The organism is Streptomyces sp. NPDC005803 (genome assembly GCF_040630435.1).
Lineage (GTDB): Bacteria > Actinomycetota > Actinomycetes > Streptomycetales > Streptomycetaceae > Streptomyces.
Genome location: NZ_JBEXXO010000014.1, coordinates 133,973 through 150,091, shown reverse-complemented (window position 1 = coordinate 150,091; position 16,119 = coordinate 133,973). Strand labels below are relative to the sequence as shown.

The 16,119-nt window shown below is 71.4% G+C and carries 14 protein-coding genes; 5 read left to right on the top strand and 9 right to left on the bottom strand.

What is annotated here, in order from left to right; genetic code table 11:
- Window positions 1-49: 49 nt before the first annotated feature.
- The 9 genes from ABZ454_RS21135 to ABZ454_RS21095 form a co-directional block, all read right to left on the bottom strand.
- On the bottom strand, window positions 50-1,600 hold the full coding sequence (locus ABZ454_RS21135; RefSeq protein ID WP_359539984.1) for an NADH-quinone oxidoreductase subunit M: 1,551 nt from the start codon (window positions 1,598-1,600) through the stop codon (window positions 50-52).
- 27 nt (window positions 1,601-1,627) lie between these two features.
- On the bottom strand, window positions 1,628-3,628 hold the full coding sequence (locus ABZ454_RS21130; protein ID WP_359539895.1) for an NADH-quinone oxidoreductase subunit L: 2,001 nt from the start codon (window positions 3,626-3,628) through the stop codon (window positions 1,628-1,630).
- Window positions 3,625-4,053: an NADH-quinone oxidoreductase subunit NuoK gene (nuoK, locus tag ABZ454_RS21125; protein WP_359539892.1), complete on the bottom strand. Its 429-nt coding sequence runs from the start codon at window positions 4,051-4,053 to the stop codon at window positions 3,625-3,627. The genes ABZ454_RS21130 and nuoK overlap by 4 nt, the downstream gene beginning before the upstream one ends.
- Window positions 4,053-4,679: an NADH-quinone oxidoreductase subunit J gene (locus ABZ454_RS21120; protein ID WP_359539983.1), complete on the bottom strand. Its 627-nt coding sequence runs from the start codon at window positions 4,677-4,679 to the stop codon at window positions 4,053-4,055. The genes nuoK and ABZ454_RS21120 overlap by 1 nt, the downstream gene beginning before the upstream one ends.
- A gap of 116 nt (window positions 4,680-4,795) precedes the next feature.
- Window positions 4,796-5,413, bottom strand: a complete 618-nt coding sequence (locus tag ABZ454_RS21115) for an NADH-quinone oxidoreductase subunit I (protein WP_356325036.1) — start codon at window positions 5,411-5,413, stop codon at window positions 4,796-4,798.
- Window positions 5,413-6,381 carry a complex I subunit 1 family protein gene (locus ABZ454_RS21110; protein ID WP_359539888.1) on the bottom strand — a complete coding sequence of 323 codons (969 nt, stop codon included), beginning with the start codon at window positions 6,379-6,381 and terminating at the stop codon, window positions 5,413-5,415. Before ABZ454_RS21110 ends, ABZ454_RS21115 begins: the two co-directional genes overlap by 1 nt.
- Window positions 6,378-7,754 carry an NADH-quinone oxidoreductase subunit C gene (locus tag ABZ454_RS21105; RefSeq protein WP_359539886.1) on the bottom strand — a complete coding sequence of 459 codons (1,377 nt, stop codon included), beginning with the start codon at window positions 7,752-7,754 and terminating at the stop codon, window positions 6,378-6,380. Before ABZ454_RS21105 ends, ABZ454_RS21110 begins: the two co-directional genes overlap by 4 nt.
- Window positions 7,751-8,551 (bottom strand): NADH-quinone oxidoreductase subunit B family protein, encoded by an 801-nt coding sequence (locus tag ABZ454_RS21100; protein ID WP_359539884.1) that lies wholly within the window; start codon window positions 8,549-8,551, stop codon window positions 7,751-7,753. Before ABZ454_RS21100 ends, ABZ454_RS21105 begins: the two co-directional genes overlap by 4 nt.
- Window positions 8,542-8,943, bottom strand: a complete 402-nt coding sequence (locus tag ABZ454_RS21095; RefSeq protein ID WP_359539982.1) for an NADH-quinone oxidoreductase subunit A — start codon at window positions 8,941-8,943, stop codon at window positions 8,542-8,544. Before ABZ454_RS21095 ends, ABZ454_RS21100 begins: the two co-directional genes overlap by 10 nt.
- Before the next feature lie 184 nt (window positions 8,944-9,127).
- Here ABZ454_RS21095 and ABZ454_RS21090 point away from each other — a divergent pair, with 184 nt between their 5' ends.
- The 5 genes from ABZ454_RS21090 (at window position 9,128) to ABZ454_RS21070 (ending at window position 16,036) form a co-directional block, all read left to right on the top strand.
- Entirely contained in the window at window positions 9,128-10,330 is a 1,203-nt protein-coding gene (locus tag ABZ454_RS21090; RefSeq protein ID WP_356325028.1) for a sensor domain-containing protein, read from the top strand.
- Window positions 10,331-10,555: 225 nt separating this feature from the next.
- Complete coding sequence (locus tag ABZ454_RS21085; RefSeq protein ID WP_359539881.1) at window positions 10,556-11,911, top strand: sensor domain-containing protein; 1,356 nt, start codon at window positions 10,556-10,558, stop codon at window positions 11,909-11,911.
- A 205-nt stretch (window positions 11,912-12,116) separates the two neighbouring features.
- Window positions 12,117-12,776, top strand: a complete 660-nt coding sequence (locus tag ABZ454_RS21080) for a response regulator transcription factor (RefSeq protein WP_356325024.1) — start codon at window positions 12,117-12,119, stop codon at window positions 12,774-12,776.
- Between the two features lie 253 nt (window positions 12,777-13,029).
- Window positions 13,030-14,985, top strand: coding sequence for a 2-oxoacid:acceptor oxidoreductase subunit alpha (locus tag ABZ454_RS21075; RefSeq protein ID WP_359539877.1), 1,956 nt, complete (start codon window positions 13,030-13,032; stop codon window positions 14,983-14,985).
- Window positions 14,978-16,036 carry a 2-oxoacid:ferredoxin oxidoreductase subunit beta gene (locus ABZ454_RS21070; protein WP_359539875.1) on the top strand — a complete coding sequence of 353 codons (1,059 nt, stop codon included), beginning with the start codon at window positions 14,978-14,980 and terminating at the stop codon, window positions 16,034-16,036. Before ABZ454_RS21075 ends, ABZ454_RS21070 begins: the two co-directional genes overlap by 8 nt.
- The last annotated feature ends 83 nt before the right edge of the window (window positions 16,037-16,119 follow it).

Here is a 16,119-nt window from a genome sequence, read left to right as displayed (position 1 = left end):
GTGCTCCCGGGCGCTGACTGGGCGAGGCTGACGCTTACGGCCGCTGTGGTCACGACTTGCCTCCTGCGAGGAGCTTCTGCACGGCCGGGTCGGTCAGGCCGAGGAGGACGGCGGGCCACAGGCCGGCGAGGACGGTGAGGGCCGCGAGAGGGGTCCAGGCGGCGAATTCGTAGCTCTGGATGTCGGCGATCGGGTGCGGCTCCTCACGCTGGACGCCCATGCAGACGCGGCGGACCACGAGGAGCAGGTACGCGGCGGTGAGCAGGGTGCCGAACGCGGCGACCGACATGAAGGTGAGGAAGGCGGGGCGGCTGAGCCCCTCGGCGGGGTCGAAGGCACCGAACAGGGCGAGCATCTCGCCCCAGAACCCGGCGAGGCCGGGCAGGCCGAGGGAGGCGACCGCGGCGAACGCGAGAAGACCGCCGAGGCGGGGTGCGCGGCCGTAGAGCGCGGCGCCGGTGGCTCCGGCGAGGGTGTCGAGGTCGGCGGTTGCGTACCGGTCCTTGACCGCGCCGACCAGGAAGAAGAGCAGGCCGGTGATGAGGCCGTGGGCGATGTTGGCGAAGAGCGCCCCGTTGACGCCGGTGGGGGTCATGCTCGCGATGCCGAGCAGGACGAAGCCCATGTGGCCGACGGAGGAGTACGCGATCAGCCGCTTCAGGTCGCCCTTGGCGCCGGGCCGGGCGAGCGCGAGGCAGGCGAGCGATCCGTAGATGATGCCGGCGACCGCGAACGCCGCGAGGTAGGGCGCGAACGTGTGCATGCCCTCGGGGGCGACGGGGAGCAGGATCCGGACGAATCCGTACGTGCCCATCTTCAGCAGGACGCCCGCGAGGAGGACGGAGCCGACCGTCGGGGCGGCGGTGTGGGCGTCCGGGAGCCAGCTGTGCAGCGGCCACATCGGGGTCTTCACCGCCAGCCCGAGACCGATCGCGAGTACGGCGATGACCTGCACCGACGAGGTGAGGCCGCGGCCGTTGTCAGTGGCGAGTGCCACCATGTCGAAGGTGCCGCTCTTCAGTCCGATGAGGAGCAGGCCCAGCAGCATGACGACCGAGCCGAGCAGTGTGTAGAGGATGAACTTCCAGGCGGCCGCCTGCTTCCTCGCACCGCCCCAGCGGGCGATGAGGAAGTACATCGGGATGAGCACCATCTCGAACGCCAGGAAGAACAGCAGCAGGTCGAGGACGGCGAAGGTCGCGAGGGTGCCGGACTCCAGGACGAGGACCAGTGCGACGAAGGCCTTCGGGGAGGGGCCCTCAGGCATTTTGAAGTAGCTGTAGAGCGCGCAGAGGAAGGTCAGCAGCGCGGTCAGTACGAGGAGGGGGAGCGAGATGCCGTCGGTGCCGAGGTGGATGCGGACGTCGAGCGCCGGGATCCAGCTGATGTCGGTGGTGGCCTGCATCTTCGACGGGTGGTCGTGGTCGAAGCCCAGGGCCAGCACGATCGCCGCGAGGAGGATCACGCCGGTGACGGTCACGCCGTGGCGGAGCACGGCCTGGTCGGGGTTCCTGCCCTTCAGCCCGGGCGGGGCCGGGAGCAGAGCGGCCACCGCTCCGACGAGCGGGGCGACGACGATGAACGCCAGAAGGAACTGCATCACGGATGCGCTGATATCGATCACGGCTCACGACCCGGCGTTGACGTTGGCGAAGACGACGGCGGCGACCGCCAGGACCAGCGAACCGGCGAGCAGTGCGCTGAGGTAGGTCTGCACGTTGCCCGTCTGCGCGCGGCGGACGGCGGTGCCGAGCCAGCGTGCGCCGGTGGCGGAGCCGCGTACGTAGGTGTCGACGACCTCGCGGTCCAGGAAGCGGACGAGGCTCGCCGCGGCCTGGACGGGGCGGACGAACAGCGCCGCGTACAGGGCGTCCAGATGGAAGCCGGTGGCCGCGTGGTGGTGGAGCGGGCCGAGCAGCAGGCGTCCGGGGTCGGCGGGGTCGGGGGCGTCACCGGTGTCGCCGTAGGCGGCGGTGCGGGCCTCGATGGCCTCGATCTCGACGAGGGCGGGTTCCGCGTCGGGGTGGGCGACGACCGCGCCCATGGGGGTGCCTGCGGCGAGTGCCGTGGTGTGGCGCCAGGCCCCGTAGGTGACGAGGCCGCCGACGAGGCCGACACCGGTGGACAGGACGGCGGTGGTCAGCGACGGGGTGAGGCTGTGGCCGTCGAACCAGTCGGTGATCACGCCGACGGTCAGTCCGAAGGCCATGGTGGGGACGGCCAGTACCCACAGCACCGAGGTCATGGCGACGGGCTGCCTGCCGTGGTCGGGGGCCTCGGCGCCGCGGCCGCGGAAGGCGAGGAGCCAGAGGCGGGTGGCGTACGCGGCGGTGAGCACGGCTGCCAGGAGTCCGGCGACGAGGACGGTCCATCCGGCGGCGGCCGGGGCGACGTGCCGGTCGCCGAGGGCGGTGTGCTCGGCGGCGACGAGGACGGCTTCCTTGGAGAAGAAGCCGGCGAACGGCGGAATGGCGGCCAGCGCGAGGAGGGCGACCGTCATCGTCCAGTAGGCGTCGGGGATGCGCTTGGCCAGGCCTCCCATGCGGGACATGGCGGCCAGTGAGTTGGTGCCGGCGGCGTGGATGACGACGCCCGCGGCGAGGAAGAGGACGGCCTTGAACGCACCGTGCGAGATCAGGTGGAAGACGGCCGCGCCGCGGTCGCCGACGGCGAGGGCGCCGGACATGTAGCCGAGCTGGCCGATGGTCGAGTAGGCGAGGACGCGCTTGATGTCGTCCTGCGCGAGGGCGGCGAGTCCGGAGCCGATCATCGTGACGGCGGCCATCACGGCGAGGACGACGAGAGCGGCGCCGGATTCGGCGAAGACGGGAAGGAGCCGGGCCACGAAGTAGATGCCGGCGGCGACCATCGTCGCCGCGTGGATCAGCGCGGAGACGGGGGTGGGGCCGGCCATGGCGTCGGGCAGCCAGGTGTGCAGCGGGAACTGCGCGGATTTGCCCGCGACACCGGCGAGGAGGAGCAGGGCGATCAGGGTGGGGTGATCGAGGCCGCCGTGGGCGACGGAACCCAGGATGCCGGTGATGCGGAAGGTACCGGTGTCGGCGGCGAGGGCGAACAGGCCGATGAGGAAGGGGACATCGCCGAGCTTGGTGACCAGGAAGGCCTTGAGGGAGGCGGCGCGGGCTTCGGGCGTCTCCCAGTAGTGGCCGACCAGGAAGTACGAACAGATGCCCATGATCTCCCAGCCGACCAGGAGCACCATCAGGTCGCCGGAGTAGACGACGAGCAGCATCGCGGAGGTGAAGAGGGAGACCAGGGCCGCGTACGAGGGGTAGCGGGGGTCGTCGCGCAGGTAGGCGGTCGAGTAGATCTGCACACAGCTCGCGACGAGCGCGACCAGGACGGCGACGAGGACGGCGAAGCCGTCGAGGTGCAGCGCGAGGTCGATCGGGACCGAGCCGGTGGGGGTGAGCTGGGTCGATGCGTCGATGGCCCGGCCGCCACCCTGCCGTGCCGCGACGACGGCGGCGGCGACGAGGGAGACGAGGGCCGGCAGCACGGCGAGCGGCCGGACGAAGCCCGGTGCGGTGCGGCCGAGGAGCAGGCCGGCCGCCGCGCCCAGGAACGGGATGAGGGGGACGAGGACGGCGAGGGTCGTGGTGGTCACGCGGTGGCCTCTGCCTTCTTTGCCTTCCCTGCCGGAGCAGTGGCCTGGTCTTCGGTTCCGGGGGCGTCGCCGTCCGGGTCCTCGTCGCCGTCGCCGGCCGGGAGGTGCTCGGCGTCGTCGGTCTCGGCGGTGTCGCGGAGGCGGTCGACGTCGGAGCTGCCGCGGTTGCGGTACACGGCGAGGACGATCGCCAGGCCGATGCCGATCTCCGCCGCCGCGATGGCGATGGTGAACAGGGTGAGGGCCTGGCCGGAGTGCAGGGCGTCGCGGAGCCAGACGTCGAACGCGACGAGGTTGAGGTTGACGGCGTTGAGCATCAGCTCGACGGACATCAGGACGAGGATCGCGTTGCGCCGGGCGAGCACCCCGTACAGCCCGGTGCAGAAGAGGAGGGCGGCGAGCACGGCGGGATAGGCGAGGTGCATCAGCTCTTGGCCTCTCGGCTCGTGCTCTCCCGGCTCGCGGTCTGCCGGGTCGTGCTCTCCCGGCTCGCGGTCTGCCGGCCCTTGTCGTCCCCGTGAGCCGGGCCGTCGCCGTCCAGGCCCTGGCGGTCCGCGCCCTTGGTCTCCCGGCCCTTGCGGGACATGACGATCGCGCCGACGAGGGCGGCGAGCAGCAGGACGGAGAGCGCTTCGAAGGGCAGCACCCAGTGCCGGAAGAGGAAGGAGCCGGTGGCCTCCGTGGAGCCCTGGGCGGGTCCGTCCAGCTCGATCCAGGTGGTGCGGAAGGCGTCCACGACGACCCAGACGAGGGTGCCCGCCGCGGCGACGGCCACCGCGAGGGCGGCCCACCGGTTCTCCGAATCGGCGTCCGGGGAGCGGCCGATGGGGGCCCGGGTGAGCATCAGGCCGAACAGGAGGAGGACGACCACGGAACCGACGTAGATCAGTACCTGTACCCAGGCGATGAACTCCGCGGTGAGCAGGAGGTACTCGACGGCCAGGCCGCCGAGCGCCACGATCAGCCAGAGGGCGGCGTGCACCAGCTGCCGGGTCGTGACGGTGACGAGGGCCGCGCCGAGGGTGGCGATGCCGACGAGGACGAAGGCGATCTCGACCCCGGTCGGGGAGAGGAAGCCGGGGTGGCTCGCGGCGGCGAGGGCGGAGCCGGGGGCAGCTGCGAAGGCAGCGCCGGAAGTGGCTCCGACGGCAGCGCCGATGGCGGTGATCACGCCTGTCCCTCCTGGTCCGTGGGGGCGGGCGGGGCGGCGGTTTCCTCGTCGGCGGGGGCGGGCGGCGCCGCGGCCGCGGCTTCCTGCTCGCGCTGGGTGCGGAGCTTCTCCGCCGCCTTGCGTGCGGCGGCGATCTCCTTCGGCTCTTCGGCAGCCGGGTCGAGGGCAGGCGGTTCGGGAACCGTCCACATCCAGTCGCGCAGTTTGTCGCGCTCGTGGGTGAGTTCGAGGATGTCCGTCTCCGCGTACTCGAACTCCGGCGACCAGAACAGCGCGTCGAACGGGCACACCTCGATGCAGATGCCGCAGTACATGCAGAGCGAGAAGTCGATCGCGAAGCGGTCCAGCACGTTGCGGCTGCGCTCGCGGCCGCCCGGGGCCGCCGCGGGCACGGTCTCCTTGTGGGAGTCGATGTAGATGCACCAGTCCGGGCACTCGCGTGCGCAGAGCATGCAGACCGTGCAGTTCTCCTCGAACAGCGCGATGACGCCACGGGAGCGGGGCGGGAGTTCGGGCTGCACGTCGGGGTACTGGGCGGTGACGGTCTTCTTCGTCATCGTCCGCAGGGTGACGGCGAGTCCCTTGGCCAGGCCTGAGCCGGGGATCGGGGGCACTAGTTGATCGCCACCTTCACGATGCCGGTGAGCGCGATCTGCGCGAGAGCGAGCGGGATGAGTGTGGTCCAGGCGAGCTTCTGGAGCTGGTCCTCGCGCAGCCGCGGATAGCTCACGCGCAGCCAGATGACGACGAAGGCGAGGATGCCTGTCTTCAGGAGCGTCCAGACCCAGCCGAGTCCGTCGGCGCCCAGGGGACCGTGCCAGCCGCCGAGGAAGAGGACGGTGGTGAGTCCGCACAGCACGACGATGCCCGCGTATTCGGCGAGCAGGAAGAGTGCGAAGCGCAGGCCGGTGTACTCGGTGTACGCGCCGAAGATGATCTCTGAGTCGGCGACCGGCATGTCGAAGGGCGGGCGCTGGAGTTCGGCGAGCCCGGCCACGAAGAAGACCAGCGCACCGACGATCTGCCAGGGCAGCCACCACCACTCGAAGGCGTTGAGGATGCCGGGGAGGGAGACGGTGCCGGCCGCCATGGCCACGGAGGCGGCGGCGAGCAGCATGGGCAGCTCGTAGGCGAGCAGTTGCGCGGCGGTGCGGAGGCCGCCGAGCAGCGAGAACTTGTTGGCGGAGGCCCAGCCCGCCATGAGCGAGCCGAGCACGCCGACGCCCATCACGGCGAGGACGAAGAAGATGCCCGCGTCGACGACCTGGCCGACCGCGCCCTCACCGGGCCCGATCGGGATCGCGACGATGACGAGGAGATACGGAAGCAGCGCGACGGCGGGCGCGAGCTGGAAGACCCGGCGGTCGGCCTCGGCCGGGACGATGTCTTCCTTCTGCGCGAACTTCACGCCGTCCGCGACGAGCTGGGCCCAGCCGTGGAAGCCGCCGGCGTACATGGGGCCGAGGCGGCCCTGCATGTGGGCCATTACCTTGTGCTCGGCCTGCCCCACGACGAGGGGGACGACCATGAACACGGCGAAGACGATGACGAGGCGAAGGGCGACGTCCAGTACGTCGTTCACTCGGGATCGCCTCCGGCGGGGGTGTCGGGGGGCTCGGGGGCCTCGGGGGTGTTCCCGGACTTGCGGGTTCCGGGGGTGCCGGGAGTGCCGGGGGTTTCCCGGCTTTCGGGCGTATCAGGGGTTTCGGCAGCGTGGGAGGTGTCGGGGCCTTCGGGGGCCGTCTGCTCCGTGGGTGCGTCGGGGGCCTGCTGGGGGGTCGGTTCGGAGGCCGGTGCGCCGGGGGTGCCGGTGCGCGGGGCCTCTCCCCTGCCCGCCCCTTCCGGAACTGGGGGCTCCGCCCCCGGCCCCCCGCTCTTCGATCGCCGGAGGGTCTCGGGTTCCCCGGAGGGCTCGTCGAACGCGGGGCGGGCGTTACGCCACGGCGCGTCCGGCACCGGGGCCGCGGGGGCAGCGTCCGAGGCCGGGGCCGCGGGGGCAGCGTCCGAGGCCGGGGCCGCGGGGGCAGCGTCCGAGGCTGCGGCCGCCTCCCGAGTCGCGTCGCGACCCGACGCCTCACCCCGTGACGGAGCGGGCCCCGCCTCCGGAGCCGCGCTCGGCGCCGTGTCCCCGCCCGTGACCGCGGAGCCCTCCGGCGCCTGCTGGCTCGCCGAGCCCTGCGACGCGCTGCGGGTCCGGCGCGGAGGCGCCGTCCGGAGCGCCGGCTCCCCCGCCGGGGTGGCAGGTGAGGCAGAAGGTGTGGCCGGTGTGGCGTCGCTCGCACTGCGGGTGCGGCGGGCCGGGCGGTCGCCCGCGGGCCGGGCCGCGCGTGCCGGGCGGGCCGGGGCAGGCGGGAGCTGGCCCTTCAGCGGGCCCCATTCGTTCGGGTCGGGGACGCCGGGCGGCAGCATCGTGCGGCGCTTCGGGCCGCCGTGCTCCGACTCGCCGGGCTCCTTGGCGCCCGGCCAGGCCTTCGCCACGCGGGCCGCCAGGACGAAGTCCTTGCGCAGGGGGTGGCCCTCGAAGCCCTCGGGCAGCAGGAGGGGGACGAGGTGCGGGTGGCCGTCGAAGCCGATGCCGAACATCTCGTGGGTCTCGCGCTCGTGCCAGGCGGCGCCGGCGTACACACCGATCGCGGTGGGCAGCACGGCCGCCTCGTGCGGAACCGTCGTACGGACCAGCAGCCGCCGGACGGGCCCGCCCTCGGCCGGCAGCGCGACGACATGGGCGCAGACCCGGAAGCCGGTGCCCGGCTCGTCCACGGCGCTCAGCCAGTCGAAGTAGGTGCAGCCGAGCCGGTCGCGCGCCGTTTCCAGGGCGGCGATCCAGGAGGCGGGCGGCACGTCGACCGTCAGCAGGTCGTGGGCCTGCTCCGCCGTGGCCCCCTCGCCGAAGACATCGGTGACGTCGTCCGGCAGCCGGTCGTAGTTCGCGGCACTCTCGGCGGCGGCGCTCACCTCTGCTCCTCCCCCGACGTATCCGTCGCTCCAGACGCACCTGTCGCACCGGACGCACCGTCCGGATCCGTCGCTCCAGACGCACCCATCGCATCCGACGACGGAGAAGAACCCGCCGCGCCCGCCGCGTCCGAGGAGCTAGCCGCGTCCGAGGAGCCCGGCGCATCCGACGGGCCCGGCGTCGTGGGTGCGGCGACCAGGCCGCTGCGGAGCGCGGCGGGGGAAGGCCGGTGGCCGCCGCCCGTCGCGTAGCGCTCGCCCAGCGACTCGCGGGCGATCTTCTCCTGGAGCTTGAGGATGCCCTGGAGCAGCGCTTCCGGCCTGGGCGGGCAGCCCGGGACGTAGACGTCCACCGGGATGATCTGGTCGACGCCCTTGGTCACGGAGTACGAGTCCCAGTACGGGCCTCCGCAGTTGGAGCAGGCGCCGAAGGAGATGACGTACTTGGGCTCGGGCATCTGCTCGTACAGCCGCTTCACCGCGGGCGCCATCTTGTCCGTCACCGTGCCGGAGACGATCATGAGGTCGGCCTGGCGGGGGCCCGGGGCGAACGGGATCACGCCGAGCCGGATGAAGTCGTGGCGCGCCATGGAGGCGGCGATGAACTCGATGGCGCAGCAGGCGAGCCCGAAGTTGAAGACCCAGAGGCTGTAGCGGCGGCCCCAGTTGAGGACCACCTTCATCGGCTCGGGCGCCAGCCGGGACAGCACGCCCAGGCGCTTCGGTTCCGGGAGGAACGTGGGTACGGGGGCGGATTCGGCGCCCGGCTCGGAGGACGACGGGCTCGTCACGTCCATTCGAGGACGCCCTTCTTCCATGCGTAGAGCAGTCCCACGGCCAGGAAACCGAGGAAGATGAACATTTCCACCAGCGTCGTGGCGCCGTATCCGGGCGCGGCGAAGACGGTGGCCCACGGGAACAGGAAGATCGAGTCGACGGCGAAGATCACGTACAGGAAGGCGTAGACGTAGTAGCGGACCTGGGTGTGTGCCCAGCCCTCCCCCACGGGGTCCACGCCGCATTCGTACGTGAGGAGCTTCTCCGGCGTCGGCACCACGGGACGCAGCAGCCGGCCGGCTCCGAAGGCGACGGCGACGAACAGCACGCCGATCACCGCGAGCAGTCCGACCACCGAGTAACTGTGGAAGTAGCCCGACGCGAGAACGGCCGATCCCGGCAGGTCCGCCACGTCCGTCACGTCCGCCCCTCGCTCCCTCAGCCTGCAACCTGTTCGACGATCTGTACGCACGGGAGTCTAGGCCCTGTAAAGGGACGGTAAGCAGTTGCGTCGGGCAACTGGTAGGGATATCCCTACTTCGCCCCCACCCACGGGCCCCATGGCGTCCGCAGGCCGGGCCCGGCAGGCTGGTCGCATGACCATGAGCCCCCAGGTACCCGACCACGACGGGCCGCCTCCGGTCCGCTTCGCCTTCGACCGGTGGACGTGGAAGGAGATCGCGCACCTCCTCGCCAATCTCCCGATGGCGATCGCCGGATTCGTCTACACCGTGCTGATGATCGGCGTCGGTGTGGGACTGGCGGTCACGGTGATCGGTCTGCCCCTGCTGGCGTTCGGGCTCCAGGGGGCCCGGCTGCTCGGGCGGGCCGAGCGGGGCCGGGCGCGGGGGCTGCTCGGGCTGCGGATCGACGAGCCGAGCCCGATGTCCCGGGTCCGCCGGGAGGAGGGGTTCTTCGCCTGGCTGTGGTCGAGCCTGAAGGACCCGGTCGGCTGGCGCGCGGTGCTGTACTCGTTCATACGGCTGCCGTGGGGCGTGGTCACGTTCGTGGTGACGCTCGTGAGTCTCTTCGTCCTGTGGCCGGTGCTCCCCTATACGGCGCGGCTGATGACCAACGCCGACCGCGGGATGGTGCGCGGGCTGCTCTCCCCCTCCGACGAGCTGGAACGCCGGATCGCCGAGCTGGAGTCGGACCGCGGGGTGGTCGTGGACACGGCCGCAGCCGACCTGCGCCGCATCGAGCGCGACCTCCACGACGGGGCGCAGGCCCGGCTCGTCGCCCTGGCCATGGGGCTGGGGCTGGCCAAGGAGAAGCTGACGGACGACCCCGAGGCCGCCGCCAGGATGGTCGACGAGGCCCACGGCGAGGTGAAGGTCGCGTTGCAGGAACTGCGCGACCTGGCCCGCGGCATCCACCCCGCCGTCCTCACCGACCGCGGCCTGGACGCCGCGCTCTCCGCCATCGCCTCCCGCTGCACCGTCCCCGTCACGGTGGGGGTGGATCTGCCGGGACGGCCGGCGCAGGCCATCGAGGGCATCGCGTACTTCACCGTGTCCGAGCTGCTGCAGAACGTCAGCAAGCACGCCCGCGCCACCCGCGCCTCCGTCGACGTGTGGCGCTCGGCCGACCGGCTCATGCTCCAGGTCACCGACGACGGCCGGGGCGGGGCCTCCATGGACGGCGGGACCGGGATGTCGGGGCTCGCCGAGCGGCTGGACGCCGTCGACGGGCTGTTCGTCCTCGACTCCCCGGCAGGCGGTCCGACCACCGTCACCGCGGAATTGCCCTGGCGCGACCGGGAGAGCGAGAAGAGCGCGGCCGACGCCCGTACGGCCTGACCTCGACCACCGACGGGACCCACGGGCCCCGCCGCCGGACCCCTGGGGTGGGGAAAACCCCCGGTCGAAGAGGGAGACCGCCCTCATGGTGCGCGGGCGCACGGCCCAGCACTCTTGACGTAGGCACACGGCACACGGCAGCGGACCCGCAGGCGCGCACGCCTCCACGAACGCACGTACGCACGCAGACGTAGAAGCAGAAGCAGAAGAAACGGACGGAACCCCATGGCCACCGCATACGGACCGGACACACGGGACCCCCAGCGTTCGGGAAGCGGCCCGGGGGGCCGACTCGCGGCGAAACACGTCGTGCCGGCCGCGCTGCGCGCCCCCGTCGAGGGCAGGACCTGGCGCGAGTTCGGCTATCTGGTGCTGAGCCTGCCGATCAGCATCGTGCTGTTCACCTTCGCGATCACCATGGTCTCGCTCGGCGCCGGGCTGCTCATCACCTTCCTGGGGATCCCCGTGCTGGCCGCCGGGCTGGCCATGTGCCGCGGCTTCGGGGCGCTGGAGCGGGCACGGGCGCGGGGGCTGCTGAGGCTGGACGTGGCCGATCCCGCGCCGGTGCGGGGCAGGACCGGTGGATTGATGTCCTGGGTCGGAGCGGTCCTGAAGAGCGGGGTGTCCTGGCGGCACCTGCTCTACTCGCTGCTGCACCTCCCGTGGGCGGTCTTCGCGTTCACCGTCTCGGTGACCCTGTGGACGTGCGGCTGGACGGCGCTCACCTACCCGCTGTACTCGTGGGTCTTCCCCGCTTACGTGGGGATCGACGGGGTGCAGCTGTACGGCGACTCCGCCCACCGGGTGTACCTGGACTCCTCCGTCGAGCTGGCGCTGACCAGTGCCTTCGGGCTGGTGCTGGTCCTGGTCACGGCGTGGGTCATCCGCGGTCTGGCCACGGTGGACCGGCTGATGGTGGCCGGACTGCTGGGTCCGTCGCGGCTGGCGACGCGTGTCACGGAGCTGGAGTCGGACCGCGGGGTGGTCGTGGACACGGCCGCCGCCGACCTGCGCCGCATCGAGCGCGACCTCCACGACGGGGCCCAGGCCCGGCTCGTCGCCCTCGCCATGGACCTGGGGCTGGCGAAGGAGAAGCTGACGGACGACCCCGAGGCCGCCGCCAGGATGGTCGACGAGGCCCACGGCGAAGTGAAGGTCGCCCTCCAGGAACTGCGCGACCTCGCCCGCGGCATCCACCCCGCCGTCCTCACCGACCGCGGCCTGGACGCCGCGCTCTCCGCCATCGCCTCCCGCTGCACCGTCCCCGTCACGGTCGAGGTCGACCTGTCGTCCCGCCCCGCGCAGGCCATCGAGGGCATCGCGTACTTCACCGTGTCCGAACTGCTGCAGAACGTCAGCAAGCACGCCCACGCCACCCGCGCCTCCGTCGACGTGTGGCGCTCGGCCGACCGGCTCATGCTCCAGGTCACCGACAACGGGCGCGGCGGGGCCGGCCTGACGTCGGGCACCGGTCTGGCCGGTCTGACCGAGCGGCTGGACGCGGTGGACGGGATCCTCGTCGTCGCCTCCCCCGTGGGCGGCCCGACGAGGATCACGGCCGAGCTTCCGTGGCGCGGCTGATCCCCCTCCCGCGCCCGGGCGCCGGGCGGACCCGTACACCGGGCCCGCCCGGCCCCGGGGCGTTTGCGTGCCCATGGGTGGCCGGGCCCGTGGCGAGGCAACCCGGCGAAGGTTCGCGACGTCACTGCCGATACTGGGATGCTGGACGGCATACGGGTGGGAACAGCGGACAAGTGGGGGATTCAGCGTCGTGGTGGAGGACAGGGTGCGCGTAGTCATCGCCGAGGATTCGGTACTGCTCCGGGAGGGACTGACCCGGCTGCTGACCGATCTCGGGCATGACGTCGTGGCGGGGGTCGGTGACGCGGAGGCGTTGATCAAGACGGTGAGCGACCTCGCCGGGCAGGACGCACTGCCGGATGTGGTGGTCGCCGACGTGCGGATGCCCCCCACGCACACCGACGAAGGGGTGCGGGCGGCGGTACTGCTCCGTAAGGAGTATCCGGGAATCGGGGTGCTGGTCCTTTCGCAGTACGTCGAGGAGCAGTACGCCACCGAGTTGTTGGCCGGGTCCAGCCGGGGTGTCGGCTATCTGCTGAAGGACCGGGTCGCCGAGGTCCGCGAGTTCGTCGACGCGGTGGTCCGGGTGGCGCAGGGCGGGACGGCGCTGGACCCCGAGGTGGTGGCGCAGCTGCTGGGCCGGAGCCGTAAGCAGGACGTGCTGGCCGGGCTGACACCGCGCGAGCGCGAGGTGCTCGGCCTGATGGCGGAAGGGCGGACGAACTCCGCGGTGGCCAGGCAGCTCGTGGTGAGCGACGGCGCCGTGGAGAAGCACGTCAGCAATATCTTCCTGAAACTGGGGCTGTCCCCGAGCGACGGCGACCACCGGCGGGTCCTCGCGGTCCTGACCTATCTGAACTCCTGATGCCCGCTCCCAGGATCTGACAGGCTGTCAGAATGTAGGCCGACGGGCCCTACTCCTGGGTGTCTCCTTCGAGGGTCCGGCAGGAAACAGGGTGGCTGGTGAATCATGACGGAACAGCGCCGAAAATCGTCTCAAAACGCCGTCCACCATGCGATCAGCCAGAGGAAGGCGACCCTTACACACGTAGGGTGGGACCCGGGACCGCCGGCGGGCCGGACGGTTCCGAGCCGCCGCGCCGAGGGAGGTCCAGTAAGTGACCAGCCAGGTCAGTAGCCCAGCCGAACAGGCCGATGAGGCCAGTGAGGCACTCGTGGGGGGACAGCGTGCCCCCCAGTCCGCAACAGCAGGCACCGGCGAGAAAGAGATCCGCCGCCTGGACCGGGTGATCATCCGCTTCGCGGGTGACTCCGGAGACGGCATGCAGCTCACGGGTGACCGTTTCACCTCGGAGACCGCGTCCTTCGGGAACGACCTCTCCACGCTGCCGAACTTCCCCGCCGAGATCCGCGCCCCCGCAGGAACCCTGCCGGGCGTGTCCTCGTTCCAGCTCCACTTCGCCGACCACGACATCCTGACCCCGGGTGACGCCCCGGACGTCCTGGTGGCGATGAACCCGGCCGCGCTCAGGGCCAACATCGCCGATGTGCCGCGTGGCGCCGAAATCATCGTCAACACCGATGAGTTCACCAAGCGGCCGATGGCGAAGGTGGGGTACGGGACCAGCCCGCTGGAGGACGGCTCGCTGGAGGCGTACCACGTCCATCCGGTGCCACTGACCACGCTCACCATCGAGGCGCTGAAGGACTTCGGGCTCTCCCGCAAGGAGGCCGAGCGCTCCAAGAACATGTTCGCGCTGGGTCTGCTGTCGTGGATGTACCACCGGCCGACCGAGGGCACGGAGAAGTTCCTGCGGGCCAAGTTCGCCAAGAAGCCGCAGATCGCCGAGGCGAACGTGGCGGCGTTCCGGGCCGGCTGGAACTTCGGGGAGACCACCGAGGACTTCGCGGTCAGCTACGAGGTGGCCCCGGCGTCGCAGGCCTTCCCCACCGGCACGTACCGCAACATCTCGGGGAACCTGGCGCTGTCCTACGGTCTGATCGCCGCGGGCCGGCAGGCGGACCTGCCGCTGTACCTGGGCTCGTACCCGATCACGCCGGCCTCGGACATCCTGCACGAACTGTCCAAGCACAAGAACTTCGGCGTGCGCACCTTCCAGGCCGAGGACGAGATCGCCGGAATCGGCGCCGCGCTCGGCGCGGCCTTCGGCGGCAGCCTCGCGGTCACGACCACCTCCGGCCCGGGCGTGGCGCTCAAGTCCGAGACGATCGGCCTGGCCGTCTCCCTCGAACTCCCCCTGCTCATCATCGACATCCAGCGCGGCGGCCCCTCCACCGGACTGCCGACCAAGACCGAGCAGGCCGACCTCCTCCAGGCGATGTACGGGCGCAACGGCGAGGCCCCCGTGCCGATCGTCGCCCCGAAGACCCCGGCGGACTGCTTCGACGCGGCGCTCGACGCCGCCCGGATCGCCCTGGCCTACCGCACCCCGGTCTTCCTGCTCTCCGACGGCTACCTGGCCAACGGCTCCGAGCCCTGGCGCGTCCCCGAGGTGGACGAACTCCCGGACCTGCGCGTCCAGTTCGCCGGCGGCCCGAACCACGAGCTGGCCGACGGCACCGAGGTCTTCTGGCCCTACAAGCGCGACCCGCAGACCCTGGCCCGCCCGTGGGCCGTCCCGGGCACGCCCGGTCTCGAACACCGCATCGGCGGCATCGAGAAGCAGGACGGCACCGGCAACATCTCCTACGACCCCGCCAACCACGACTTCATGGTCCGCACCCGCCAGGCCAAGGTGGACGGCATCGAGGTGCCGGATGTGGAGGTCGACGACCCGGCGGGCGCGAAGACCCTGGTGCTCGGCTGGGGATCGACGTACGGACCCATCACCGCCGCCGTCCGACGGCTGCGCGCCGCCGGGCAGCCCATCGCGCAGGCCCATCTGCGCCACCTCAACCCGTTCCCGCGGAATCTCGGCGAGGTGCTGAAGCGTTACGACAAGGTGGTCGTCCCCGAGATGAACCTCGGGCAGCTGGCCACGCTCATCCGGGCCAAGTACCTGGTGGACGCGCACAGTTACAACCAGGTCAACGGCATGCCGTTCAAGGCCGAGCAGCTCGCCACGGCCCTCCAGGAGGCCATCGATGCCTGAGACCAACGAACTCCTCCAGCTGGTGCCGAAGACCGAGGCCAAGCAGTCCATGAAGGACTTCAAGTCCGACCAGGAAGTGCGCTGGTGCCCCGGCTGCGGCGACTACGCGGTCCTCGCCGCCGTGCAGGGCTTCATGCCCGAGCTCGGACTGGCGAAGGAGAACATCGTCTTCGTCTCCGGCATCGGCTGCTCCTCCCGGTTCCCGTACTACATGAACACCTACGGGATGCACTCGATCCACGGCCGCGCCCCGGCCATCGCCACCGGACTCGCCTCGTCCCGGCGGGACCTGAGCGTCTGGGTGGTCACGGGGGACGGTGACGCGCTGTCCATCGGCGGCAACCACCTCATCCACGCCCTGCGCCGCAACGTGAACCTGAAGATCCTGCTGTTCAACAACCGGATCTACGGGCTGACCAAGGGGCAGTACTCCCCCACCTCCGAGGTCGGCAAGATCACCAAGTCGACGCCGATGGGTTCGCTGGACGCCCCCTTCAACCCGGTGTCCCTCGCGATCGGCGCGGAGGCCTCGTTCGTCGCCCGTACCGTCGACTCCGACCGCAAGCACCTCACGAGCGTGCTGCGCGCGGCGGCGGACCACCCCGGTACGGCGCTGGTGGAGATCTACCAGAACTGCAACATCTTCAACGACGGCGCGTTCGAGGTCCTGAAGGACAAGGACCAGGCCCAGGAGGCGGTGATCCGGCTGGAGCACGGGCAGCCGATCCTGTTCGGCACGGACGACTCGAAGGGTGTCGTACGGGACTCGCTGACGGGCGATCTGAGAGTGGTGGCCGTCACCGAGGAGAACCGGTCGCAGATCCTCGTCCATGACGCGCACGCCGCGTCGCCGACCACCGCCTTCGCGCTCAGCAGGCTGGCCGACCCGGACACCCTGCACCACACGCCGATCGGCGTACTGCGCGACGTCGAACGGCCGGTCTACGACACGCTCATGGCCGACCAACTCGACACCGCCGTCGAGCAGCGCGGCAAGGGCGACCTGGGCGCCCTGCTCGCGGGCAACGACCACTGGACGGTCGCCGGCTAGGCCACCGGACCCCCCGGCCTCGAAGCGCCGGCCCTCCCGCGGACGCGGGGCGGCCGGCGCTTCGCCGTGCACCGCCGGCCGGC

Coding starts and splice junctions, on each gene's coding strand:
- ABZ454_RS21135 (WP_359539984.1), bottom strand. CDS start 1,600: ATGCAGTTCCTTCTGGCGTTCATCGTCGTCGCCCCGCTCGTCGGAGCG.
- nuoK (WP_359539892.1), bottom strand. CDS start 4,053: ATGCACCTCGCCTATCCCGCCGTGCTCGCCGCCCTCCTCTTCTGCACC.
- ABZ454_RS21100 (WP_359539884.1), bottom strand. CDS start 8,551: ATGGACGTGACGAGCCCGTCGTCCTCCGAGCCGGGCGCCGAATCCGCC.
- ABZ454_RS21090 (WP_356325028.1), top strand. CDS start 9,128: ATGACCATGAGCCCCCAGGTACCCGACCACGACGGGCCGCCTCCGGTC.
- ABZ454_RS21085 (WP_359539881.1), top strand. CDS start 10,556: ATGGCCACCGCATACGGACCGGACACACGGGACCCCCAGCGTTCGGGA.
- ABZ454_RS21070 (WP_359539875.1), top strand. CDS start 14,978: ATGCCTGAGACCAACGAACTCCTCCAGCTGGTGCCGAAGACCGAGGCC.